22 protein-coding genes are annotated in these 22,319 nt (G+C 66.8%); 5 read left to right on the forward strand and 17 right to left on the reverse strand.

Going from position 1 to position 22,319, the window contains the following annotated elements:
* Positions 1-55: 55 nt before the first annotated feature.
* The 4 genes from HWX76_RS15425 to HWX76_RS15440 all read right to left on the reverse strand — a co-directional run bounded on the left by HWX76_RS15425 (position 56) and on the right by HWX76_RS15440 (position 4,016).
* Entirely contained in the window at positions 56-655 is a 600-nt protein-coding gene (locus HWX76_RS15425; RefSeq protein ID WP_089488562.1) for a hypothetical protein, read from the reverse strand.
* A gap of 6 nt (positions 656-661) precedes the next feature.
* A complete protein-coding gene (guaB, locus tag HWX76_RS15430; RefSeq protein ID WP_050012882.1) occupies positions 662-2,122 on the reverse strand; it encodes an IMP dehydrogenase in 1,461 nt (486 codons plus the stop codon).
* A gap of 279 nt (positions 2,123-2,401) precedes the next feature.
* The gene (locus HWX76_RS15435) at positions 2,402-3,223 is read right to left on the reverse strand and encodes a DUF2182 domain-containing protein (protein WP_124630803.1); all 822 of its coding nucleotides are present in this window, start codon (positions 3,221-3,223) and stop codon (positions 2,402-2,404) included.
* Positions 3,224-3,251: 28 nt separating this feature from the next.
* Positions 3,252-4,016, reverse strand: coding sequence for a DUF899 domain-containing protein (locus HWX76_RS15440; protein WP_050012884.1), 765 nt, complete (start codon positions 4,014-4,016; stop codon positions 3,252-3,254).
* Between the two features lie 114 nt (positions 4,017-4,130).
* Between HWX76_RS15440 and HWX76_RS15445 the strand changes: the two genes are divergently transcribed.
* The 3 genes from HWX76_RS15445 to HWX76_RS15455 all read left to right on the forward strand — a co-directional run bounded on the left by HWX76_RS15445 (position 4,131) and on the right by HWX76_RS15455 (position 7,147).
* Complete coding sequence (locus HWX76_RS15445) at positions 4,131-5,351, forward strand: HTH domain-containing protein (RefSeq protein WP_089488564.1); 1,221 nt, start codon at positions 4,131-4,133, stop codon at positions 5,349-5,351.
* 31 nt (positions 5,352-5,382) lie between these two features.
* On the forward strand, positions 5,383-6,069 hold the full coding sequence (locus HWX76_RS15450) for a glutamine cyclotransferase (RefSeq protein ID WP_050013032.1): 687 nt from the start codon (positions 5,383-5,385) through the stop codon (positions 6,067-6,069).
* A gap of 112 nt (positions 6,070-6,181) precedes the next feature.
* Positions 6,182-7,147, forward strand: a complete 966-nt coding sequence (locus HWX76_RS15455) for a DMT family transporter (protein WP_050012886.1) — start codon at positions 6,182-6,184, stop codon at positions 7,145-7,147.
* A gap of 42 nt (positions 7,148-7,189) precedes the next feature.
* Here HWX76_RS15455 and HWX76_RS15460 read toward each other — a convergent pair whose 3' ends face one another.
* Together HWX76_RS15460 and HWX76_RS15465 are read right to left on the reverse strand one after the other, a co-directional pair.
* Complete coding sequence (locus tag HWX76_RS15460; RefSeq protein ID WP_050012887.1) at positions 7,190-7,513, reverse strand: RnfH family protein; 324 nt, start codon at positions 7,511-7,513, stop codon at positions 7,190-7,192.
* A gap of 4 nt (positions 7,514-7,517) precedes the next feature.
* A complete protein-coding gene (locus HWX76_RS15465) occupies positions 7,518-7,955 on the reverse strand; it encodes a type II toxin-antitoxin system RatA family toxin (RefSeq protein ID WP_176016019.1) in 438 nt (145 codons plus the stop codon).
* A 99-nt stretch (positions 7,956-8,054) separates the two neighbouring features.
* Between HWX76_RS15465 and smpB the strand changes: the two genes are divergently transcribed.
* Positions 8,055-8,501, forward strand: coding sequence for an SsrA-binding protein SmpB (gene smpB / locus HWX76_RS15470; protein ID WP_050012888.1), 447 nt, complete (start codon positions 8,055-8,057; stop codon positions 8,499-8,501).
* Between the two features lie 152 nt (positions 8,502-8,653).
* Here smpB and HWX76_RS15475 read toward each other — a convergent pair whose 3' ends face one another.
* The 3 genes from HWX76_RS15475 to ppsA all read right to left on the reverse strand — a co-directional run bounded on the left by HWX76_RS15475 (position 8,654) and on the right by ppsA (position 12,664).
* Positions 8,654-9,589, reverse strand: coding sequence for an SPFH domain-containing protein (locus tag HWX76_RS15475; protein ID WP_050012889.1), 936 nt, complete (start codon positions 9,587-9,589; stop codon positions 8,654-8,656).
* 33 nt (positions 9,590-9,622) lie between these two features.
* Positions 9,623-10,057, reverse strand: coding sequence for an NfeD family protein (locus HWX76_RS15480; protein WP_176016020.1), 435 nt, complete (start codon positions 10,055-10,057; stop codon positions 9,623-9,625).
* A 207-nt stretch (positions 10,058-10,264) separates the two neighbouring features.
* Positions 10,265-12,664 (reverse strand): phosphoenolpyruvate synthase, encoded by a 2,400-nt coding sequence (gene ppsA / locus HWX76_RS15485; protein WP_050012891.1) that lies wholly within the window; start codon positions 12,662-12,664, stop codon positions 10,265-10,267.
* 375 nt (positions 12,665-13,039) lie between these two features.
* Here ppsA and HWX76_RS15490 point away from each other — a divergent pair, with 375 nt between their 5' ends.
* A complete protein-coding gene (locus HWX76_RS15490) occupies positions 13,040-13,855 on the forward strand; it encodes a pyruvate, water dikinase regulatory protein (protein WP_006483812.1) in 816 nt (271 codons plus the stop codon).
* 100 nt (positions 13,856-13,955) lie between these two features.
* Here HWX76_RS15490 and HWX76_RS15495 read toward each other — a convergent pair whose 3' ends face one another.
* From HWX76_RS15495 to bamA, 8 genes are all read right to left on the reverse strand, one after another.
* Positions 13,956-14,741: an RNA methyltransferase gene (locus HWX76_RS15495; RefSeq protein WP_050012892.1), complete on the reverse strand. Its 786-nt coding sequence runs from the start codon at positions 14,739-14,741 to the stop codon at positions 13,956-13,958.
* A gap of 274 nt (positions 14,742-15,015) precedes the next feature.
* Entirely contained in the window at positions 15,016-15,669 is a 654-nt protein-coding gene (gene rnhB / locus HWX76_RS15500) for a ribonuclease HII (RefSeq protein WP_050012893.1), read from the reverse strand.
* Complete coding sequence (lpxB, locus tag HWX76_RS15505; RefSeq protein WP_050012894.1) at positions 15,666-16,835, reverse strand: lipid-A-disaccharide synthase; 1,170 nt, start codon at positions 16,833-16,835, stop codon at positions 15,666-15,668. Before lpxB ends, rnhB begins: the two co-directional genes overlap by 4 nt.
* 3 nt (positions 16,836-16,838) lie before the next feature.
* A complete protein-coding gene (gene lpxA, locus HWX76_RS15510) occupies positions 16,839-17,627 on the reverse strand; it encodes an acyl-ACP--UDP-N-acetylglucosamine O-acyltransferase (RefSeq protein ID WP_050012895.1) in 789 nt (262 codons plus the stop codon).
* Between the two features lie 67 nt (positions 17,628-17,694).
* The gene (gene fabZ / locus HWX76_RS15515; RefSeq protein ID WP_006495559.1) at positions 17,695-18,162 is read right to left on the reverse strand and encodes a 3-hydroxyacyl-ACP dehydratase FabZ; all 468 of its coding nucleotides are present in this window, start codon (positions 18,160-18,162) and stop codon (positions 17,695-17,697) included.
* 129 nt (positions 18,163-18,291) lie between these two features.
* Entirely contained in the window at positions 18,292-19,371 is a 1,080-nt protein-coding gene (gene lpxD, locus HWX76_RS15520; protein ID WP_176016021.1) for a UDP-3-O-(3-hydroxymyristoyl)glucosamine N-acyltransferase, read from the reverse strand.
* Positions 19,372-19,387: 16 nt separating this feature from the next.
* Entirely contained in the window at positions 19,388-19,885 is a 498-nt protein-coding gene (locus HWX76_RS15525; protein ID WP_048248617.1) for an OmpH family outer membrane protein, read from the reverse strand.
* Between the two features lie 64 nt (positions 19,886-19,949).
* Entirely contained in the window at positions 19,950-22,259 is a 2,310-nt protein-coding gene (gene bamA, locus HWX76_RS15530; RefSeq protein WP_050012897.1) for an outer membrane protein assembly factor BamA, read from the reverse strand.
* Positions 22,260-22,319: the final 60 nt, after the last annotated feature.

Genomic DNA, 22,319 nt, shown 5'->3' on the forward strand with positions numbered 1-22,319 from the left:
CAAAAGCATGGATAGCGGCGTCGGGCGGCAGGCGGCTCGCGCGACGCATCGCCGGTCAATCCTGCGACGGCGGGCGCGCGTCGAACGCGACGCTGCCTGACGCGCGCTCGGAGGCGGCCGATGGGGCTGCCGCGGCCGGCGCCGAAGGCGCCACCGGACGGCTGACGACCGGCTCGACCCGCGGCTGCACGGCGGAAGCCCGCGCCGGTTCGACCGGACGCTGCGCGTCCCGGCCCTCGAGCGCCTGCGCTTTCTCGCGCCGGCGCACGGCCGATGCGAGGCGCACGCCGCCGAGGCCGAGCAGGATCAACGCGACTCCGGCCACCGCCGACAACACCCGGCCGGCGGCCGCGAGCGCGGGGCCGCTGCCGGTGCCGAGCGACCACACGACCGTCAGCACGCCGGTCAGCCAGTTGACATGGCCGACCGCGCGCGCGACGGGCGCCGTGAGGTCGCCGTTGAACGCCGCATGAAACGCGAGCCACGCGAGCCCGAGCAGCGCGATGCCGAACGCCTGGCCGAGCATCGCCGGCTGGATGTTCGCCAGTTGCAGCGCGTTGAACAGCGCCTGCCAGGGCGTCAGCACGAACAGCACGCCGAACGCCAGCAGTAGCACGGCATCGACGATCAGCACGGCTCGCAGCAGCGGTTTCATCGGCGATCAGTCCACGTGGTAGTTCGGCGCTTCCTTCGTGATCTGCACGTCGTGCACGTGCGACTCGCGCATGCCCGCCGCGGTGATCTGGACGAATTCGGCCTTCTCGTGCAGCTCGTCGATCGTCTTGCAGCCGCAGTAGCCCATGCTCGCGCGCACGCCGCCGACCAGCTGGAACAGGATCGCGTTGACCGAACCCTTGTACGCGACGCGCCCTTCGATGCCTTCCGGCACGAGCTTGTCGATGTTCGCCGAGTTGTCCTGGAAGTAGCGGTCCGCCGCGCCGTCCTTCATCGCACCGACCGAGCCCATGCCGCGATACGACTTGTACTGGCGGCCCTGGTACAGGAACACGTCGCCCGGCGCCTCTTCGGTGCCCGCGAGCATGCTGCCCATCATCACGGCGTTCGCGCCGGCCGCGAGGGCCTTCGACACGTCGCCCGAGAAGCGCACGCCGCCGTCGGCGATGCACGGCACGCCGGTGCCCTTCAGTGCTTCCGCGACGTTCGCGATCGCGCTGATCTGCGGCACGCCGACACCCGCGACGATCCGCGTCGTGCAGATCGAGCCCGGGCCGATGCCGACCTTGACCGCGTCCGCGCCGTATTCGACGAGCGCCTTCGCGGCGGCGGCCGTCGCGATGTTGCCGCCGATCACCTCGACGTGCGGGAAGTTCTGCTTGACCCAGCGCACACGCTCGAGCACGCCCTTGCTGTGACCGTGCGCGGTATCGACGACGATCACGTCGACGCCGGCCTGCACCAGCAGCTCGACGCGTTCTTCGTTGTCCGGACCGACGCCGACCGCCGCGCCTGCGCGCAGCTTGCCGTGTTCGTCCTTGCACGCGTCCGGGTGCTCGGTCTGCTTGGTGATGTCCTTGACGGTCATCAGGCCGCGCAGTTCGAACGCGTCGTTGACGACCAGCACGCGCTCGAGGCGGTGGCTGTGCATCAGCGCCTTCGCCTCGGCAAGCGGCGTGCCTTCCTTGACCGTGACGAGGCGCTCGCGCGGCGTCATGATCGACTTGACCGGCTCGTCGAGGCGCGTTTCGAAACGCAGGTCGCGGTTCGTGACGATGCCGACGAGCTGCGGGCCTTCGACGACCGGGAAGCCCGAGATGCCATGCTGGCGCGACAGCGCGATCACGTCGCGCACCTTCATTTGCGGCGGCACCGTGATCGGGTCGCGGACGACGCCCGACTCGAAACGCTTGACCTTGGCGACTTCGCGGGCCTGTTCGGCCGGCGTCAGGTTCTTGTGGACGATACCGACGCCCCCCTGCTGCGCCATCGCGATCGCGAGGCGACCTTCGGTGACCGTGTCCATCGCGGCGGACACGAGCGGCATGTTCAGGGAGATGTTGCGGGTCAGCTTGGTCTTGAGGCTGGTGTCGCGCGGGAGAACGTCGGAGAAGGCGGGAACGAGGAGCACGTCATCGAAAGTGAGTGCTTTTTGGATCAGACGCATGGCAAATCCTATGGGCGCAAAAGCGAATTATACGCGAAGCGCCGCGAATTTTCACAACACGAACAACGGCTTAGCCGGTTTCGGCCGCTCGGGGGCCGAATCGTTCGGATCGCCGTTCGGTTCGTTTTCGATCGCTTTTCGTTTTACAGGCGCGTCGAACCATTCGCGCAATCAGGCCGGGCGGCAGGTGCGCGTGTTGCGGCGGGGCTACACGGGCGCGACGACAGCGTCCGCGCACGGCCCGGCGACACACCCGCCGAAGCGGCTTGCCTGCCCGCCTCACGCCAGCCCGGCCGCGCGCGCGACCATCGCGATGCCGGCCGCCACCACTACGTACCCGACGATTCGCGCGACGCACCCGCCGGCCGGCGCCACGCGTTCGGCGGCGATCGCCACCGCGACGGCAGCCATCACGTGCAGTTCCATCATGCCGGCCGCCAACGCGACCGCCATCAGGTTCCCGCAACACGCGCCGCATCGGATCGCGGCGTGCAGGCCGTACCGCCATGCCGTGACGACCGCAGCCCGCGGCACATGCCCATCGTGCGCCGCCGCGTGCCGGCAGCACGCGAGCCGGCGCGCCTTCCACCCGGAGAATTGCAACGCGCCCGCGGCCAGCACGACGGCGCCGGCCGCGAACGGGATCGCCCGGGCGAACGCCGGCAGCCGGGCGGCGGCCATCGTCAGTGCGGCGCCAATCGGAAACACGAGCGCGCCGAGCGCGATCCAGACCGAGAAATATCCGGCCCCCGCGACGACGACGAGCCAGGCCGACCGCACCGCCGCATGCGGGCCGATGCGCTGCCGGTAACCCCAGAGCATCGGCGCGAGCACGGGCAGCATCATCGTCACCGTCATCGCGCCCCACATTTCAACGAACGCCACGAACGCGCGCCCGGCGCCCTGCCCGCACGGCCGCAGCCAGGCGGCCGACGCCATCCAGCCGCCGGGCATCGGTTCGCCGCCCATCGCCGCCATCGACGCGTGCTGCGCCAGCAACGCCATCGCGACGACCGCGAACACGGCCGCGACCGCCACGCAGAACGCCCGGGGATCGGGGGCCGTCTCGCCGGCTTTCGGCCCGGTCGTCATTCGTGTCATCACGCGCTCCCGCCCGTGGCCACCCCGCTCAACCGCGCGCGTACTCGTCGTGACGGCGCCACCATGGGCCGGCCTCGTTGCGACCGAGCGGCGCGCGATCGAGCCACTGGTACATCCCCCACAACCCGTCGAGGCCGCGCGCGTAAGTCGAATACGTGTGATAGACGGCGCCGTCCTCGCGCACGAATGCGCTCATTCCCGGCCGGTCGAGCGAATACCTGCGTGCGTCGGTGCCGCACGTGGCCGCGAACTGTACGACGGGTGCCGGCGGCGGATCCATGTCCATCGCATGGCCGGCCCGCGCATAGTTGTATTCGACGTCGCCCGCGCGCTGCTGCGTTTCGGTGAACGACACGTTGAAGTCGAAGTTGAAATCGCTGCCGACCGACGACGCCCACGGGAACGTCCAGCCCATCCGCTGCCGGTATGCGAGCAGTTTCGCGAGCGGCGCGCGCGACACGGCCGCGAGCGTCACGTCGTGGTGCGCCAGATGCACGGCGAAGCCGTCGAAGCCGTCGGCAAGCGCCGAGCACGACGGGCAGCCCGCCTTGTAGTCGGGGCCGAACATGAAGTGATAGACGAGCAATTGCGAACGGCCGTGAAACAGGTCGTCGAGCGTCGCCTGCCCGTCCTCGGTATCGAACCGGTAAGTCTTGTCGACGCGCACCCACGGCAGCGCCTGGCGCCGCCGCGCGAGTTCGTCGCTTTGCCGCGTCAGCGCCTTTTCCGCGTCGAGCAGCGCGCGACGTTCGGCCAGCCATTCGTCGCGGGTTCCGGTGAGATGGGTCGTCATTGCAGGTTCCTCCTTCCGATGGGTATCCGGGCACGGCATCCGGAGCCGTGTGCGTGGTGCTAGATTAGTGGCCGGCATCGGGCCAGAGGGAGTGACAAGTGTGTCGGGATTCGGATGGATTCGCTGATCACGGCGGCCGCGCGCGCGCTCGCGGCCGGTGACGCGCTCGGCGCACTGAACCGCGTCGCGCTGCGCGACGATGCGCCGGCGCTCGCGCTGCGCGGGATCGCGCTCGCGCAGCTCGGCGATTTCGACCGTGCACGCGCGCTCGTGCGCGGCGCCGCACGCGCATTCGGCGCGAAAGAAGCGGTCGCGCGGGCGCGCTGCGTCGTCGCGGAAGCCGAGATCGCGCTCGCGTCGCGCGACCTGCACTGGCCGACGCGCGCGCTCGATGCGGCCTGCGCGACGCTCGACGCGCACGGCGACCACGCGAACGTCGCGCATGCCCGCTATCTCGGCGTGCGCCGCTTGCTGCTGATCGGCCATCTCGACGAGGCCGAGCAGTTGCTTGCGCATCTCGATCCCGCTCCGCTGCCGCCCGCATCGCGCGCCGCCCACGAATTGATCGCAGCCGGCATCGCGATGCGCCGCATCCGCACGCATGCGGCCCGTGCGGCGCTCGACCGTGCGCGGACAGCCGCGCGCGCCGCCGGCATCGCGGCGCTGACGGCCGAGGTCGACACCGCGGCGCTCGCACTCGACGCACCGGCCGCGCGGCTCATCGCGCGCGGCACGTCGCGGCTCGTGTCGCTCGACGAAGTCGAGACGCTGTTCGAGTCGAATTCGCTGGTCGTCGACGCATGCCGCCACACGGTGCGCGATGCGCGCACGACCGTGTCGCTCGCGCGGCGTCCGGTGCTGTTCGTACTCGCCCGCGCGCTTGGCGAAGCGTGGCCGGCCGACGTGTCGAGAAACGCGCTCGTCGCCGCCGCGTTCCGCGCGAAACAGGCCGACGAATCGCATCGTGCGCGGCTGCGTGTCGAAATCGGCCGGCTGCGCGCGGTGCTGCGCCCGCTCGCGAACGTCGTCGCGACACCGCGCGGCTTCGCGCTCGAACCGCTCGGCGTGCGCGACACCGTCGTCCTCGCGCGCCCGGTCGACGATCGGCACGCGGCCGTGCTCGCGCTCCTCGCCGACGGCGAAGCGTGGTCGAGCTCCGCGCTGGCGCTCGCGCTCGGCACCAGCCAGCGCACCGTGCAGCGCGCGCTCGATGCGCTCGCGGAAACCGGCAAGGTGCAGGCGCTCGGCCGCGCACGCGCGCGCCGCTGGATGACGCCACCGCTGCCCGGATTCGCGACGACCTTGTTACTCCCGGTTGCGCTGCCGGGCGATTAGGATGGCCTCATCGAACCACGAGGTGACGAACATGAAACGCTCCACTGCAGACATCCTTCACGAATACGGCCCGTTTCCGGGCGTCGACGGCGTGCACGGCGTCACGTTCGACGGGCAGCACGTGTGGTACGCGTCCGGCGACAAGCTGAATGCGCTCGACCCCGAGCGCGGCACGATCGTCCGTTCGCTCGACGTCGCCGCGCACGCGGGCACCGCATTCGACGGCCGCCACCTGTTCCAGATCGTCGAGGACCGCATCGAGAAGATCGACCCCGAATCGGGCCGCGTGCTCGCGACGATCCCGGCGCCCGGCGGCGGCGCCGATTCGGGGCTCGCGTGGGCGGAAGGCACGCTGTGGGTCGGCCAGTACAGCGAACGCAAGATTCATCAGGTGGATCCGCAGTCGGGCGCCGTGCTGCGCACGATCGAATCGAACCGCTTCGTCACCGGCGTGACGTGGGTCGACGGCGAGCTGTGGCACGGCACGTGGGAGGCCGACCGGAGCGACCTGCGGCGCATCGATCCGCGCACGGGCGAAGTGCTCGAGCAGATCGACATGCCGGCCGGCGTCGGCGTGTCGGGGCTCGAATCCGACGGTCACGACCGCTTCTACTGCGGCGGCGGCAACAGCGGCAAGCTGCGTGCCGTGCGGCGCCCGGCGCGCGCGCGTGTCGCCGGCGACGGCGCGGCGGCGACGCCCGATTCGACAGAGGATTGATTCGCCGCCCTGTCGAAACCACTCCATGCCCCGAGTGCAGGAATGAACAAGACGCCGCCGCGACGGCATCGCTAAGATGCGCGCACCTCGGTCATTTTGTTCGGAGCGGTCGATGCAGCGCGGCGTGGTGTACGGTGTCCTGGCGGGCGCCATGTGGGGCATGGTGTTTCTGGTTCCGCGGCTGCTGACCGATTTCTCGCCGCTGCTGCTGAGCGCCGGCCGCTACACGATGTACGGCCTCGTGTCGCTCGTGGCCGCGCTGTCGGCCGCGCGCGCGCTGCTGGCCCGGCTGACCCGCGAGGATCTCGTCGCCCTCGTGAGGCTCGCCGTCATCGGCAACGTCGCGTACTACATGCTGCTGTCCGGCGCCGTGCACCTGATCGGCATCGCGCCGAGTTCGCTGATCGTCGGCGTGCTGCCCGTGACCGTCACGCTCGCGGGCCTCGGCGACCAAGGCGCGATGCCGCTGCGGCGGCTTGCCGCCCCGCTCGCGCTGGTGATCGCGGGCATCGTCTGCATCAACGTCGATCTGTTTACGTCCGAAGCCGCGCACGCGACGACGCTCGCCCAGAAGCTCGCGGGCATCGCCTGCGCGGCGGGCGCGCTCGCGAGCTGGACCTGGTATGCGGTGGCAAATACGCGATACCTGCAGCGCCATCACCATTTCGGCGGCAACGAATGGTCGGTGCTGTGGGGTGTCGTGACGGGTCTGATCGGCGCGCTCTGCTGGGTGGCGATCCTCGCGCTGCCGGCCGGCGCCGTGCAGGCGGCCGTGCCCGCATCGCGCTGGCAGTTGTTCTGGCTGCTGAACCTCGTGCTCGCGATCGGCGCGTCGTGGCTCGGCAACGGGCTGTGGAACGCCGCGTCGAAGCGGCTGCCGCTGACGCTGTCGGGTCAGCTGATCGTGTTCGAAACCGTGTTCGCGATGCTGTACGCGTTCGTGTACGACCGGCGAATGCCGCATGTGCTGGAGATCGCCGCGCTCGTGCTGCTGCTCGCCGGTGTATACGGCTCGGTACGAAAGCATGGCGACACGCCGGGCGGCGCGCCGACAAACGCAAACGCCGCGGCCCACTGAGCGCCGCGGCGTTTGATCGGACCCATCAGCGCGAACGACGCGTCAGCGCGCGTCCTTGTGCATCCACTTGCGGCCCTCGATCGAGCCGTCGCGGCGGGACTTGTCGACGCGCCGCTGGCGCGCGAGCTTCGGATCGACGATCAGCGGACGGTAGATCTCGACGCGATCGTGGTCGACGAGCGGCGCATCGAGCGGCGCGAGCTTGCCGTAGACGCCCGTCTTCGCGTGCGCGAGATCGATCTCCGGGTGCAGCGCGAGCACGCCGCTCGCGTCGATCGCCGAGCGCACGGTCGCGCCTTCGGGCAGCGACAGCGGAATCAGCGTCTGGCGGTCCGGCAGTGCATAGCAGACTTCGATCGACAGCATCGCGTCACCCCTTTCCGTAGCGCTGGTCCGCGCGCTTCACGAACGAATCGACGAACGTGTTCGCGATGTGGCTGAACACCGGCCCGATGATCTTCTCGAGCAGGATGCTCGAAAACTCGTAGTGCAGCGCGAATTCGATCTTGCACGCGTCGGCGCGCAGCGGGATGAAGCGCCACGAACCCGTGAACTTCTTGAACGGCCCGTCCGCGAACTCCATGTCGATCCGTGTCGGACGCTGCTGCCTGTTGCGCGTCGCGAAATGCTGCTTGATACCCTTGAAGTTGATGTCGATGCGCGCTTCCATTCCGCTCTCGTCCTGACGGCGAACCTCGACACCGCCGCACCAGGGCAGGAAATTGGGGTAGTCGGCCACGTCGGTGACGAGGTCGAACATCTGTTCCGCCGAGTGACGGATCAATACGGTTTTCTGGACATCTGCCATAAATCGCGCGGCATCGCTTAAAGTGGGAACGCCAAGCCGGGCGATTCCCGCCCCGCTTTGCTAAAATCGTGATTTTAAACGAGTTGGCCCGATCCTTTCATGAGCATCATCGACAACAGGAAAGCGCACTTCGATTATCACATCGAGGAACGCTACGAGGCGGGGCTCGTGCTGGAGGGCTGGGAAGTCAAGGCGCTGCGCGCCGGACGCGGCCAGATCAAGGAAGGCTACGTCGTGGTGAAGAACGCCGAGATCTTCCTGATCGGGACCCATATCAGCCCGCTGCCCGAGGCCTCGACGCACATCAAGCCCGACCCGGTCCGCACGCGCAAGCTGCTGCTGCACCGCGACGAAATCAAGAAGCTGATCGGCAAGGTCGAGCAGCGCGGCTATACGCTCGTGCCGCTGAACTTCCACTACAAGGGCGGCCGCGTGAAATGCGACATCGCGCTCGCGAAGGGCAAGAAGCTGCACGACAAGCGCGAAACCGAGAAGAAACGCGACTGGGAACGCGAGAAGGCGCGCATCATGCGCGCCGGCACCTGACGCACACGGCGTTCATCGCAAACGACACGGCCCGCTCGAAGCGGGCCGTGTCGCTTTTGACTACCTGAATCGCGCGTCCGGTTTGCCCGACTGCGCGACGATTCGTCGCATGACGATGCGCACGCGGCAGCCGCGCGCGCATCGCATCGGGCTCAGCCCTTCGCGCCGGACGCCGCCCCCGCGTTCTTGACGATCGTCAGCGCCGACGAGATCGCGGTGCCGAGATCCGACAGGTTCGACGGCACGATCAGCGTGTTGCCCTGCTTCGCGAGATTCGCGAACGCGCCGACATACTGCTCGGCGACCTTCAGATTCACCGCGTCCATCCCGCCTTGCGACTGGATCGCGCTCGCGATCTTCTGGATCGCCTGCGCGTTCGCCTCGGCCACCGCCAGAATCGCGGCGGCTTCGCCCTGCGCCTGGTTGATCGCGGCCTGCCGTTCGCCTTCGGACTTCTGGATCGCGGCTTCACGCGCACCCGACGCGAGGTTGATCTGTTCCTGCTTGCGGCCTTCGGATGCGGCGATCAGCGCGCGTTTTTCACGCTCCGCGGTGATCTGCGCCTGCATCGCGTGCAGGATTTCCTTCGGCGGCGTCAGGTCCTTGATCTCGTAGCGCAGCACTTTCACGCCCCAGTTCGCCGCTGCCTGATCGAGCGCCGACACGATGTTGTGGTTGATGAAATCGCGTTCCTCGAACGTCTTGTCGAGTTCGAGCTTGCCGACCACCGAGCGCAGCGTCGTTTGCGCGAGCTGCGTGATCGCCAGCACGAAGTTGCTCGATCCGTAGGACGCCTTCATCGGATCGGTTACCTGGAAGTACAGCACGCCGTCGACCTGCAACTGCGTGTTGTCGCGCGTGATACAGACCTGGCTCGGCACGTCGAGCGGAATTTCCTTCAGCACGTGCCGGTATGCGATGCGATCGACGAACGGCAGCACGATATTGAGACCGGGCGACAGCGTCGCGTGGTAGCGCCCGAAGCGCTCGAGCACCCATGCATGCTGCTGCGGCACGATCTTCACCGTCTTCGACACGATCACGATCGCGATGACGAGCAGGACAACCCAGATGATCAGCGAATCCATGAAATATTCTCTCCTTGTTGTATCAGCGGACGATCAGCCCGCGGGTTTCGCCACGACCACGAGGCAATTGCCGCGCACGGCGCTGACCTGGTACACGTGCGCATCGTCGCGCTCGCCGTGCGCGAGCTCGACGTCCCAGTCGGCGCCGCGATACTGCACGCGCGCGCGGCCGTCACGCCACGCGTCGACCGTGACGGTCGAGCCGATATCGAGATTGACGTCGGGATTCGTCGACGTATCGCGCTTCTGCTTGCGGCCGAGCCCCGAGCGGCGCAGCGCGATCATCGCGACGATCGCGACCGCGGCCGCCGCGCCGAACTGCACGTGCGGCGCGAAACCGGCCAGTTGCAACACACCGCCCGCGAGAAAGCCGAGCGCGATCATCAGCAGATAGAACGTGCCCGTCAGCAACTCCACGACGACCAGCACGCCGACCCCGACCCACCAGAACAGATGCCCCGACATCATTGTGGTCTCCAGAAAAACGCCCCGATGCTCACTCTATTCGCTGCGTGCGCAACTGCACGCAGCGCTCGGCACACGCGAGATCGCCGCGCGTACCGACGAAAAAAAACACCCCGGTGCTTACCGGGGTGTTTATAGCACGAACCTTGCATTTTGCCTTCAACGAAAGCGCGGCGGACCGCCCTTTCGCCGAAGTTGCATGCCCGATCGTTACTTGCGGTTGGCGAGCGCCTGCCACGTATCGATGATCGTGTCGGGGTTCAGCGAGATCGACACGATGCCTTCGTCGGTCAGCCATTGCGCGAAGTCCGGGTGATCGGACGGGCCCTGGCCGCAGATCCCGACGTACTTGCCCATCTTGCGGCAGGTATCGATCGCGCGCTTCAACAGGAACTTGACGGCCGGGTCGCGTTCGTCGAAGTCGACGGCCAGCAGTTCCATGCCCGAATCGCGGTCGAGGCCGAGCGTGAGCTGCGTGAGGTCGTTCGAGCCGATCGAGAAACCGTCGAAGTGCTCCAGGAACTCTTCGGCGAGGATCGCGTTGGTCGGGACTTCGCACATCATCACGAGGCGCAGGCCGTTTTCGCCGCGCTTCAGGCCGAACTTCTCGAGCAGGCCGACGACGCGCTCCGCCTGCTTCACGGTCCGCACGAACGGCACCATGATCTCGACGTTGGTCAGGCCCATCTCGTCACGCACGCGCTTCAGTGCACGGCATTCCATCTCGAACGCCTGCGCGAAGTCCTCGGCGATGTAGCGCGATGCGCCGCGGAAGCCCAGCATCGGGTTTTCCTCGTCCGGCTCGTAACGCGAACCGCCGATCAACTTCTTGTACTCGTTCGACTTGAAGTCGGACAGACGCACGATCACGGGCTTCGGATAGAACGCCGCCGCGATCGTCGCGACGCCTTCCGTCAGCTTGTCGACGTAGAACTGACGCGGCGACGCGTGACCGCGCGCGACGCTCTCGACCGCCTTCTTCAGGTCCTGGTCGATGTTCGGGTACTCGAGAATCGCCTTCGGGTGAACGCCGATGTTGTTGTTGATGATGAACTCGAGACGCGCGAGACCCACACCGCCGTTCGGCAGTTGCGAGAAGTCGAACGCGAGCTGCGGGTTGCCGACGTTCATCATGATCTTGACCGGGATTTCCGGCAGTTCGCCGCGCTGCACTTCCGTGACTTCCGTCTCGAGCAGCCCGTCGTAGATCTTGCCTTCGTCGCCTTCCGCGCACGACACGGTGACGAGCGCGCCGTCCTTCAGCACGTCCGTTGCATCGCCGCAGCCGACGACTGCCGGCACGCCGAGCTCACGCGCGATGATCGCCGCATGGCAGGTACGGCCGCCACGGTTCGTGACGATCGCCGCCGCCCGCTTCATCACCGGCTCCCAGTTCGGGTCGGTCATGTCGGCCACCAGCACGTCGCCCGGCTGCACGCGTTCCATTTCCGACGGATCCTGGATCACGCGCACGGGGCCCGCGCCGATCTTCTGGCCGATCGCACGACCCGTCGCGAGCACCTGCGACTGGCCCTTCAGCTTGAAGCGCTGCTCGGCCTTGCCGCTCGCCTGGCTCTTCACCGTTTCCGGACGCGCCTGCAGGATGAAGATCTTGCCGTCGCGGCCGTCCTTGCCCCACTCGATGTCCATCGGACGCTGGTAGTGCTTCTCGATGATGACCGCGTACTTCGCCAGCTCGATCACGTCTTCATCGGTGATCGAGTAGCGGTTGCGCTGCTCGTGCGGCACGTCGACCGTCTTCACGCGGCCCGGCTCGCCCGGCTGCGTGAATTCCATCTTGATCAGCTTCGAGCCGATCGAGCGGCGGATGATCGGGTACTTGTCCTGCGCGAGCGTCGTCTTGAACACGTAGAACTCGTCCGGGTTCACCGCGCCCTGCACGACGGTTTCGCCCAGGCCGTAGCTCGACGTGATGAACACGGCGTCCTTGAAGCCCGATTCGGTATCGATCGTGAACATCACGCCGGCCGCGCCGACGTCCGAGCGGACCATGCGCTGCACACCGGCCGACAGCGCGACTTCGGCGTGCGTGAAGCCCTTGTGCACGCGGTACGAGATCGCGCGGTCGTTGTACAGCGACGCGAACACGTGCTTCATGCGGTCGAGCACGTCGTCGATGCCGACGACGTTCAGATACGACTCCTGCTGGCCGGCGAACGATGCGTCGGGCAGGTCTTCCGCGGTCGCGGACGAGCGCACGGCGAACGACAGTTCGGCCGGCGAGCCGTTCTTCAGCACTTCGAACTGCGCGCGGATTTCCTGCTCGAGGCGTTCCTGCAGCGGCGCGTCGACGATCCACTTGCGGATTTCGGCACCGGCTTCGGCGAGCGCCTTCACGTCGTCGATGTCGAGCGACTCGAGACGCTTGGCGATGCGATCGGTGAGGTCGTTGTGCTTGAGGAAATCGCGGAATGCGAGCGCGGTCGTGGCGAAACCGGTGGGTACGCGAACGCCTGCTTCGGAAAGCTGGCTGATCATCTCGCCGAGCGACGCATTCTTGCCGCCCACGATCTCCACATCGGTCATCCGCAACTGCTCGAACGGAATTACATACGCCTGGTCCTTTGCGACGTTTGCTGCGTTAGTCATACAAGCCCCTAAGTGTGAAAAAAATGCTCGATCGCGCAAGTGGGCTCGGACGCGGGCGCTTGCAAAAAGGCGCGGCGCGTCTTGCGCAACCTGTTAGATAAACACTCGCAGCGGCGAAAATTTTCCGACCCGATTTGCAAAAATCCCGGCAGAAGGGCGATATTTGCAGACAAATCGCCAGACTTGCCGGGAATTCTTGAATCTCGCGGCCAAGTCGCGGACGCCGTTCGCGCCCCGCCCCCGCAATTGCTTATCCAACAGGTTGCCGCTATTCTACCGTGCCGGCTGCCGGATGTGGCGCGACCTTGTCACTGGGTCTGGAGGCACGCCTCCAGCCGCCCGCGCAACTGCCCTTCACGCTCGACGTCCAGATTCATGCTGCCTACCGTATTCATTGTCTCCGACGGCACCGGGATCACTGCCGAAACCTTCGCGCACTCGATCCTCTCCCAGTTCGACCAGAAATTCCGCCTCGTGCGCGTGCCGTTCGTCGACTCGCTCGACAAGGCCTATGCGACCGTCGAGAAGATCAACGAAGCCGCCGTGCACGACGGCCGCCGCGCGATCGTGTTCACGACGCTCGTCGACAGCGAGTCGAACGACATCGTCAAGCGCTCGAACGCGCTCGTGCTCGACATGTTCCAGCGCTTCGTCGAACCGCTCGAGCAGGAACTGGAGCTCAAGTCGAGCCACGCGATGGGCCGCGGCCACCAGAACGCTGACACCGAGGAATACAAGACGCGGATCGAGGCGATCAACTTCTCGCTCGCGCACGACGACGGCCAGTCGAATCGCAACCTGTCGGAAGCCGACGTGATCCTCGTCGGCGTGTCGCGCAGCGGCAAGACGCCGACGAGCCTGTACCTCGCGATGCAGTACGGCGTGAAGGCGGCCAACTATCCGCTGATTCCGGAGGATTTCGAACGCGGCAAGCTGCCGTCGGCGCTGTCGCCGTACAGTGAGAAGCTGTTCGGGCTGTCGATCGACCCGCAGCGCCTGTCGGAGATCCGCAACGAGCGCCGGCCGGGCAGCAAGTACGCGGCGCCCGAGAACTGCCGCTACGAGATCAACGAGGCCGAGGCGATGATGCGCCGCGAAGGGATCAAGTGGCTGTCGTCGACGCACAAGTCGATCGAGGAAATCGCGACGACGATCCTGCAGGAAATCCGCCTCGACCGGCAATCGTACTGAGCGCGAGAGCGCAGGCCGCCGTCGGGCCGTCGCCGAAAACAACAAGGCCGCGTCGAACGCGGCCTTGTTTCGTTTTACCGCACATGCAACGCGTGCGGCGTCACGCAGGCCGCCGCTGCTGCCGTACCTGCTCGAACAGGCACACCGCTGTCGCAGCAGCAACGTTCAGCGACTCCATTCCGCCCGGCTGCGGAATCGTCACCCGATGCGTGGCCGCGTCGCGCCAGAACGCCGACACGCCGGCGCCTTCGTTACCGAACACCCAGGCGACGGGCCCCGACAGGTCGCAGTCGTAGACCGCCTGCGCGCCGTGCGAGTCGGTCAGCGCGACCGGTACGCCGAGGCGTTCGGCCAGCGCCGCCGCTTCGACGTCCTCATGGATCGACAACAAGAAATGCGCGCCCATGCCCGAGCGCAGCACCTTCGACGACCACGCGTAGGCCGTCCCCGGCGCGCAGAACACGTGACGCACGCCGGCCGCCGCCGCGCTGCGCAGGATCGAGCCGACGTTGCCGGCATCCTGCACGCCGTCGAGCACGACCGACGTGTGCGTCACGCGTTCGGGCAGCGGTTGCGCCGGCCGGTCGACCAGCAGCAGGAAGCCGACGCCGTTGACGACATTCGACAACTGCCCGAACAACGCGTCCGGCAGCGTGACGATCCGCTGCGCGTCGATGCGCGCGACGATCGCCTGCGCCTCGGCATGGCCGAGCGCGCCTTCGGTCGTCACGCACAGTTCGGGCGTCGCGCCCGTATCGAGGTACGCGCTCGCGAGGTGGAAACCTTCGAGCAGCGCCTGGCCGCTGCGGCGCTGCTGGGGCGTCGAACCCGCGAGCGCCTTCAGGCGCTTGTACAGCGGGTTGTCGCGGGAAGTAATGCTTTTCATCAAAGGGCCTGTTCCCGCTAATAACGGGCTTGCGAACGTGCCTTGCCGGTCGCAGTGCAAGAAGCAAGGAGCGCCGTTTGGCCGAGCCAAACAAGTGACGCGCGACGCCGCAATGCGGCCGGCAAGACACGTTCCCGAAACTAAAAAATCCCTTTCCAGGGGCTGGTCGCCAGAAGGGCCGATCGCGGCGTCATGCTCCTTGCGAATACGCCAGGTATTCGCCGCGGCCCATTCCTTGCGCTCGGCCCTTCTGGCGGCCAGCGCAAGCCCGTTATTAGCGGGAACAGGCCCTCAGGTCGAGCGCCTCGCGCACGGGGGCAAACGAGCGCCGATGCACTTCGCACGGGCCGTGCTCGCGCAGCGCGGCAAGATGTTTCGGCGTGCCGTACCCGGCATGCACGTTGAAGCCATACACGGGAAAGCGCTCATGCAGGTCGACCAGCATCCGGTCGCGCGTGACCTTCGCGAGGATCGACGCGGCCGAGATGCTCGGCACGAGCGCGTCGCCGCTGACGATCGCCTCGGCACGCACCATCAACGTCGGGCAACGGTTGCCGTCGATCTGCGCAAGCGTCGGCAGCACCGACAGCCCTTCGACCGCCCGTTTCATCGCGAGCATCGTCGCATGCAGGATGTTCAGCGTATCGATCTCGTCGACGCTCGCCGACGCGACGCAGTACGCGCGCGAACGCGCGACGATCAGGTCGTACAGCATGTCGCGCTTTTTCGCGGACAGCGCTTTCGAATCGTCGAGCCCGTCGATCGGCTGCGCCGGATCGAGAATCACCGCGGCGGCCACCACCGGCCCCGCGAGCGGGCCGCGGCCGGCTTCGTCGACGCCGCAGACGATCTCGTCCGGGCGGCTGAAATCGAAACCGCCCTGCACGTCGCTGGTCGCGCGGCGACGCGGTGCACGGACTGCCGTCATGCGCGCCCCTTGCGTTGTTCGAGCACGCGCACGACGGCCTCGGCCGCCTTCGCGGCCGTGTTCTGCCGCAGCGACAGATGCATTTCGGTAAACACTTCGGTCAGCGTACGGCGGTTCGCGTCGTCGCGCAGTTGCGTGAGCGTCGCATCGGCGAGCGCCTCGGGCGTCGCGAAATGCTGCAGCAGCTCCGGCACGACGAAGCGCCCCGCCAGGATGTTCGGCAGGCCGACATACGGGAGGTAGCCCTGCCGGCGCATGATCTGCCCGGTCAGCCAGGGCACCTTGTACGAGATCACCATCGGCTTCTTCAGCAGCGCGGCTTCCAGCGTGACGGTGCCGCTCTTCACGAGGATCGCGTCGGCGGCCGTCATCGCGACCTGCGAACGGCCGTCGGTGATCGTCAGCGCGAGCTGCGGATGGGCGTCGACGAGCGGCTGCAGCAGTTCGCGCAGCGCGGGCGTCGCGGCCGGCATCACGAATCGCACGCCGGGCTCGCGCTGCTGCATCAGCGCCATCGCCGCGAAGAACGTCGGGCCGATCAGCGCGATCTCCGAGCGCCGGCTGCCCGGCAGCACCGCGATCACGGGGCCGTCGGCCGGCAGACCCAGCGCGATGCGCGCGCCGTGCGTGTCGGGTTCGAGCGGAATGTCGTCGGCCAGCGGATGACCGACGTAGGTCGATGCGACGCCGGCCTTGTCGAGGATCGCCGGTTCGAACGGGAACAGGCACAGCATGTGATCGACGGACTTCGCGATCTTCTTGATCCGGCCGCCGCGCCACGCCCAGATCGACGGGCATACGAAGTGGATCGACGGAATGCCCGCGTCGCGCGCCGCCTGTTCGACGCTGAAGTTGAAATCGGGTGCATCGACGCCGATGAACGCGTCCGGCCGCTCGACGAGCAGCTGGCGCTTCAGTTCGCCGCGAATCCGCAGGATCTCGGGAATCTGGCCCAGCGCCTCGACATAGCCGCGCACGGTCAGCTTGTCCATCTGCCAGTGCGAGTCGAAGCCCTGCGCGATCATGCGCGGGCCGCCGATCCCGTAATACTGGGCCGCGTCGGGCAGCCGCTCGCGCAGCCCGCCGAGCAGCGACGCCGCGAGCAGGTCGCCCGACGGCTCGCCGGCCACCATCGCGAGCCGGAGCTGATGGGTGGTGAGCGGCATCGCTTAGCGGATGATGCCGCGTTGCGACGCGTCGATGAACTCGACGAGCGCCTTCACCGGTGCATCGCCGTCACCGCCCGCTTCCGCGAGCTCGCGCAGTTGCACCTTCGCTTCCTCGAGCGACAGGCCGTTCTTGTACAGCAAGCGGTACGCGCTGCGCAGCGCCGAGATCGCGTCGGCCGAGAAGCCGCGCCGGCGCAGCCCTTCGACGTTGATCCCGTGCGGCTCGGCCTTGTTGCCCGCCGCGATCACGAACGGCGGGATGTCCTGCACGAGCGCCGACGCGCCGCCCAGCATCGAATGCGCGCCGATGCGCACGAACTGGTGCACGCCCGACATGCCGCCGACGATCGCGAAATCGCCGATCTCGACGTGGCCGGCCATCTGCGCGTTGCTCGACAGAATCACGTTGTTGCCGACGCGGCAGTCATGACCGATGTGCACGTAGGCCATGATCCAGTTGTCGTCGCCGAGCGTCGTCACGCCGACGTCCTGCACGGTGCCCGTGTGGATCGTCGTGAATTCGCGGATCGTGTTGCGGTTACCGATCACGAGCTTCGTCGGCTCGTCCTTGTACTTCATGTCCTGCGGACGGCCGCCGACCGACGCGTAATGGCCGATGCGGTTGTCCTCGCCGAGCGTCGTATGGCCCTCGATCACGCTGTGCGAGCCGATCGTCGTGCGCGCGCCAATCGTGACGTGCGGGCCGACGATCGCGTACGGGCCGATCTCGACCGATTCGTCGATCTGCGCGCCCGGCTCGACGATCGCGGTAGGATGAATCCTGGTCATGCGCCGTTGCCTCTCGATATGATGTGTCGCGTTGCTCGCGTTATGTTATCCATGCGTGCCGCGTCGCTCAGGGCGCCGCGTCGGCCGTCTTGACCGTGCACATCAGTTCGGCTTCCGCCGCCACCTTGCCGTCCACTTCCGCCACCGCCTTGAACTTCCAGATGCCGCGGATGTAGCGCTCGAACGTCACGTTCAGGATCAGCTGGTCGCCCGGCTCGACCACCCGCTTGAAGCGCGCGCCGTCGATCCCGACGAAGTAATACAGCGTGTTCTCCGGATCCTTCGGCTGCTCTTCCGCGAACGTCAGCAGCGCCGCGGCCTGGGCGAGCGCCTCGAGAATCAGCACGCCCGGCATCACCGGCCGCTTCGGGAAATGCCCCTGGAAGAACGGCTCGTTGATCGACACGTTCTTCAGCGCTTTGATCCCTTTGTGCGGCTCGAGTTCGAGCACGCGGTCGACGAGCAGAATCGGGTAGCGATGCGGCAGCAGCGTGAGGATCTTGTGGATGTCGAGATTGATTTTTTCAGTGCTCATGATGGTTCGTCTCACGCAGAGGCTGCGCGGTGGTGATGCAAAGGCTGAAGCGGGCCGCCGCGCGGCCCAGTCTGGCAAACCGGGCCGGTTGCGCTGGCCGTGCCCGGTTCGTGGTCTCGCATGACGCGCTCAGGCGCCCGCGCCGCCCTGGGCGGCGAGCGCGGCTTCGAGCGCCTTGATGCGCTCGCGCAGCTTGTCGAGGTTGCGCACGAGCGCGGCGCTCTTGTTCCATTCGCCGTGGTCGACGGCCGGGAACGCGCTGGTATAGATGCCGGCCTTCGGCAGCGACTTCGATACGCCCGACTTCGCGGTGATGATCACATAGTCGCCGAGCGTCACGTGGCCGGCGATCCCGGCCGCGCCGCCGATCATGCAGTGGCGGCCGATCGTCGTGCTGCCGGCGATGCCGGCGCTGCCGGCGATCACCGTGTACGCGCCGATCCGGCAGTTGTGGCCGATCTGCACCTGGTTGTCGATCTTCACGCATTCCTCGATGACGGTATCCGCCATCGCGCCGCGATCGATCGTCGTGTTCGCGCCGATTTCGACGTCCGGGCCGATCGTCACGCCGCCGACCTGCGGGATCTTGACCCAGCTGCCGGTGCGTGCGTCGCCGTCGCCGACGAAATCCGGTGCGAAGCCGAAGCCGTCGGAGCCGATCACGGCGCCCGCATGGACGATCGCGCGCGGGCCGATCTTGCAGCCGTGGTACACCGATGCGTTCGGATAGAAATGCGAGCCGGCGCCGATCGTCGTGCCGCGGCCGACGAAGACGTTCGCGTCGAGCTGCACGCCGTCCTCGATCACCGCGCCGGCCTCGACCGTCACGTGCGGGCCGATCACCGCGGTCGCGGCGACCTGCGCGGCCGGATCGATCGTCGCTCTCGGATGCACGCCGGCCGCGCGCGGCGGCGTGGCGAGATCGATGAACATCTGCGCAACGCGCGCGAAGTACGCGTACGGATTCGGCGTCACGATGAAGTTGCGACCACCGGCGGCCGCGCCCAGCTTTTCCAGATCCTTCGGCGCGATCAGCACCGCGCCGGCGCCGGTCGTCTCGACCTGCGACAGGTACTTCGGGTTCGCGAGGAACGCGAGCTGCTGAGGGCCGGCCTGGTCGAGCGGCGCGAGGCCGCTGACCGTGCACTGGGCGTCGCCGGCGATCTCGCCGCCGAACCGCTTTACGAGTGCCTCAAGCGTCAATGCCATTCGTCGTCTGCTCCGTTCAGTTCGTCGAGCCGGACGCGAGCGCCTTGAGCACCTTGTCGGTGATGTCGATGCGCGGGCTGACGTACACGGCTTCCTGCACGATCAGGTCGTAATTCTGCTGCTCGGCGATCTGCTTGATGACCTTGTTCGCCCGTTCCAGCACAGCCGCCAGCTCTTCGTTGCGACGCTGGTTCAGGTCTTCGCGGAACTCGCGCTGCTTGCGCTGGAAGTCGGTGTCGAGCTGCGCGAGATCGCGCTGCTTCTGCGCACGATCGGCCGCCGACAGCGACGTGCCGTTCTTGTCGAGCGAATCGGACATCGACTTCAGGCGCGCCGCGAGGTCCTGCAGATCCTTGTCACGCTTCGCGAACTCGGCTTCGAGCTTCGTCTGCGCCGCCTTCGCGGGCGCCGACTCGCGCAGGATCCGATCCGAATTGACCGCCGCGATGCGGGCGACGTCCTGTGCGTGCACCGTTGCCGCGCCCAAGGCCAGCGCAACGGTCAGCGCGCACATCACTCGTTTCGAAAACTTACCGGTTAGCAAAATTACCCTCTCGTTGCTGTTGTCATGCGTTCGGTCAGAACGCCGTCCCGATCTGGAACTGGAATTTCTGGTACTGGTCGCCTTCATGCTTCTGCAGCGGGAAGCCGAGGCTCAGCTTCAGCGGGCCGATCGGCGAGATCCACGCGAGACCCACGCCGTAGCCGTAGCGCAGGCCGTTGGCGCCCGTACTCGTGCCGCCCGGCGCGTTGCCCCATACGTTACCGCCGTCGAGGAACGTGAACACGCGCAGCGTGCGGTCGTAGCCGGTGCCCGGCAGCGGGAACGTCAGCTCGATGTTGCCGACCAGCATCTTCGAGCCGCCGATCGGGTCGTTCGTCTTCGTGTCGCGCGGGCCCAGCGAGCTCGGCTCGTAGCCCCGCACGGAGCCGATACCGCCCGCGTAGTAGTTCTTGAAGATCGGGTACGGGTTGCCGATACCGTTACCGTAGCCGCCTTGCAGGTTCAGGCCCAGGATGAAGCCGCGCGAGAACGAATAGTAGTACTGCGCCTGCAGGTCGGCCTTGTAGTACTGGATCTTGCCTACCGGCACGCCGTACTCCATGTTCGCCTGCGTGAAGTAGCCGCGGCTCGGAATCAGCGCGCTGTCACGCGCGTCGCGCGACCATGCGACCGTCAGCGGCACCGTGTTCGATACGCGGCCGAACTCGTTCACGTAATCCTGGTAGCTCTGCGGCGTGTTCGAATCGACGTCGAGGCGGTTCTGCTCGAAGCCCGCGCCGAAGTAGACGGTGTCGACTTCCGAGAACGGAATGCCGAACTTCAGGTTGCCGCCCGCGCTGATGATCCGGAAGCTCGAACTCGTCGAATAGTAGAGCGGCTGGTACGTGCGGTAGAAGACGTCCGTGATCCGCTTGATGCCGTCGACCGTGAAGTACGGGTCGACCTGCGTGACGGTCAGCGTGCGGTAGCTCTTCGCGGTGTTGACGTTCACCGACAGGCTCGTGCCGGAGCCGAACACGTTGTCCTGCGACACGCCGGCCGACAGCACGACCTTGTCCGTCGACGAGAAGCCGGCACCCAGCGTGATCGCGCCGGTCGGCTTTTCGTCGACCTTCACGTTCACGTCGACCTGGTCGTTCGTGCCTTCGACCGGCACCGTCGTCACGTCGACGTTGGTGAAGTAGCCGAGGCGGTTCACGCGGTCCTTCGACAGCGCGAGGCGGTTCGAGTCGAACCACGAGCTTTCGAGCTGGCGCATTTCGCGGCGCACCACTTCGTCGCGCGTGCGCGTGTTGCCGACCACGTTGATGCGGCGCACGTACACGCGGCGGCTCGGATCGACGACGAGGTTCAGGTTCACCTTGTGGTTCGCCTGGTCGATGTCCGGCTGCGCGTTGACGGTCGCGAATGCGTAGCCGTATTCGCCGAGCTTGTCGACGATCGACTTGGTGGTCTGCTGCAGCTTTTCGGCCGAGAAGCGGTCGCCCGGCTTGATCTTGATCAGCTTGTTGAGTTCGGCCTCGCGATCGAGCAGGTTGCCCGACAGCTTGATGCCCGACACCGTGTACGGCTCGCCTTCGTGCAGCGTGACCGTCAGGTACATGTCCTTCTTGTCCGGCGAGATCGACACCTGGGTCGACTCGATGTTGAACTCGAGGTAGCCGCGGTTCAGGTAGTACGAGCGCACGGCCTCGAGGTCGCCGGTGAGCTTTTCCTTCGAGTACAGGTCGTTCTTCGTGTACCAGGAGAACCAGTTCGGCGTCGACAGCTGCATCTCGTCGCGCAGCGTGCTGGTGCTGAACGCCTTGTTGCCGATGAAGTTGATCTGGCGGATCTTCGCGCTCGGGCCTTCGGCCACCGCGAACAGGATCGACACGCGGTTCGCGTCGACCGGCGTGACCGTCGTCTTGACCTCGGCCGCATAGAAGCCGCGCGTCAGGTACTGGCGCTTGAGCTCCTGCTCCGCCTTGTCGACGAGCGCCTTGTCGTAGTAGCGGCCGTCGGCCAGGCCGACCGCGCGCAGCGCCTTCGTCAGGTTGTCCTTGTCGAATTCCTTCGTGCCGGTGAAGTCGATCGACGCGATGGCCGGACGCTCCTGCACCTGCACGATCACGACGTTGCCCTGCGTGGCGATGCGCACGTCGTTGAAAAAGCCCGTCGCGTACAACGCGCGGATTGCTTCGGATGCCTTGTCGTCCGTGAAGGTATCGCCCTGCTTGATCGGCAGATAGGCGAACACCGAACCCGCTTCGACGCGCTGCAGCCCCTCGATCTTGATGTCTTGCACCACGAACGGTGCCGCTGCATGCGCCGCGAGGCCGTGCGCGGCGAGCGCGGCCGCTGCAACTGTCTTAGGTACAAAGCGATGAGGTTTGAACAACATGCATCCCCAATATTTAGCTGCATCAAATCAGGCGGCTGACCCGCGGCCGCCGCCTGACGC

This window comes from Burkholderia sp. BCC0398, assembly GCF_902833245.1.
Lineage (GTDB): Bacteria > Pseudomonadota > Gammaproteobacteria > Burkholderiales > Burkholderiaceae > Burkholderia > Burkholderia sola.

Excerpts from the sequence above, each read along its gene's own strand:
- guaB (WP_050012882.1), bottom strand. The coding sequence starts at position 2,122 with ATGCGTCTGATCCAAAAAGCACTCACTTTCGATGACGTGCTCCTCGTT.
- HWX76_RS15425 (WP_089488562.1), bottom strand. The coding sequence starts at position 655 with ATGAAACCGCTGCTGCGAGCCGTGCTGATCGTCGATGCCGTGCTACTG.
- bamA (WP_050012897.1), bottom strand. The coding sequence starts at position 22,259 with ATGTTGTTCAAACCTCATCGCTTTGTACCTAAGACAGTTGCAGCGGCC.
- HWX76_RS15460 (WP_050012887.1), bottom strand. The coding sequence starts at position 7,513 with ATGCTGTCGATCGAAGTCTGCTATGCACTGCCGGACCGCCAGACGCTG.
- HWX76_RS15450 (WP_050013032.1), top strand. The coding sequence starts at position 5,383 with ATGAAACGCTCCACTGCAGACATCCTTCACGAATACGGCCCGTTTCCG.
- HWX76_RS15480 (WP_176016020.1), bottom strand. The coding sequence starts at position 10,057 with ATGATGTCGGGGCATCTGTTCTGGTGGGTCGGGGTCGGCGTGCTGGTC.
- ppsA (WP_050012891.1), bottom strand. The coding sequence starts at position 12,664 with ATGACTAACGCAGCAAACGTCGCAAAGGACCAGGCGTATGTAATTCCG.
- HWX76_RS15525 (WP_048248617.1), bottom strand. The coding sequence starts at position 19,885 with ATGTGCGCGCTGACCGTTGCGCTGGCCTTGGGCGCGGCAACGGTGCAC.
- HWX76_RS15435 (WP_124630803.1), bottom strand. The coding sequence starts at position 3,223 with ATGACACGAATGACGACCGGGCCGAAAGCCGGCGAGACGGCCCCCGAT.
- HWX76_RS15475 (WP_050012889.1), bottom strand. The coding sequence starts at position 9,589 with ATGGATTCGCTGATCATCTGGGTTGTCCTGCTCGTCATCGCGATCGTG.
- HWX76_RS15445 (WP_089488564.1), top strand. The coding sequence starts at position 4,131 with ATGGATTCGCTGATCACGGCGGCCGCGCGCGCGCTCGCGGCCGGTGAC.
- lpxB (WP_050012894.1), bottom strand. The coding sequence starts at position 16,835 with ATGCCGCTCACCACCCATCAGCTCCGGCTCGCGATGGTGGCCGGCGAG.
- fabZ (WP_006495559.1), bottom strand. The coding sequence starts at position 18,162 with ATGAGCACTGAAAAAATCAATCTCGACATCCACAAGATCCTCACGCTG.
- HWX76_RS15490 (WP_006483812.1), top strand. The coding sequence starts at position 13,040 with ATGCTGCCTACCGTATTCATTGTCTCCGACGGCACCGGGATCACTGCC.
- smpB (WP_050012888.1), top strand. The coding sequence starts at position 8,055 with ATGAGCATCATCGACAACAGGAAAGCGCACTTCGATTATCACATCGAG.
- lpxA (WP_050012895.1), bottom strand. The coding sequence starts at position 17,627 with ATGACCAGGATTCATCCTACCGCGATCGTCGAGCCGGGCGCGCAGATC.
- lpxD (WP_176016021.1), bottom strand. The coding sequence starts at position 19,371 with ATGGCATTGACGCTTGAGGCACTCGTAAAGCGGTTCGGCGGCGAGATC.
- HWX76_RS15495 (WP_050012892.1), bottom strand. The coding sequence starts at position 14,741 with ATGAAAAGCATTACTTCCCGCGACAACCCGCTGTACAAGCGCCTGAAG.
- rnhB (WP_050012893.1), bottom strand. The coding sequence starts at position 15,669 with ATGACGGCAGTCCGTGCACCGCGTCGCCGCGCGACCAGCGACGTGCAG.
- HWX76_RS15465 (WP_176016019.1), bottom strand. The coding sequence starts at position 7,955 with ATGGCAGATGTCCAGAAAACCGTATTGATCCGTCACTCGGCGGAACAG.
- HWX76_RS15455 (WP_050012886.1), top strand. The coding sequence starts at position 6,182 with ATGCAGCGCGGCGTGGTGTACGGTGTCCTGGCGGGCGCCATGTGGGGC.
- HWX76_RS15440 (WP_050012884.1), bottom strand. The coding sequence starts at position 4,016 with ATGACGACCCATCTCACCGGAACCCGCGACGAATGGCTGGCCGAACGT.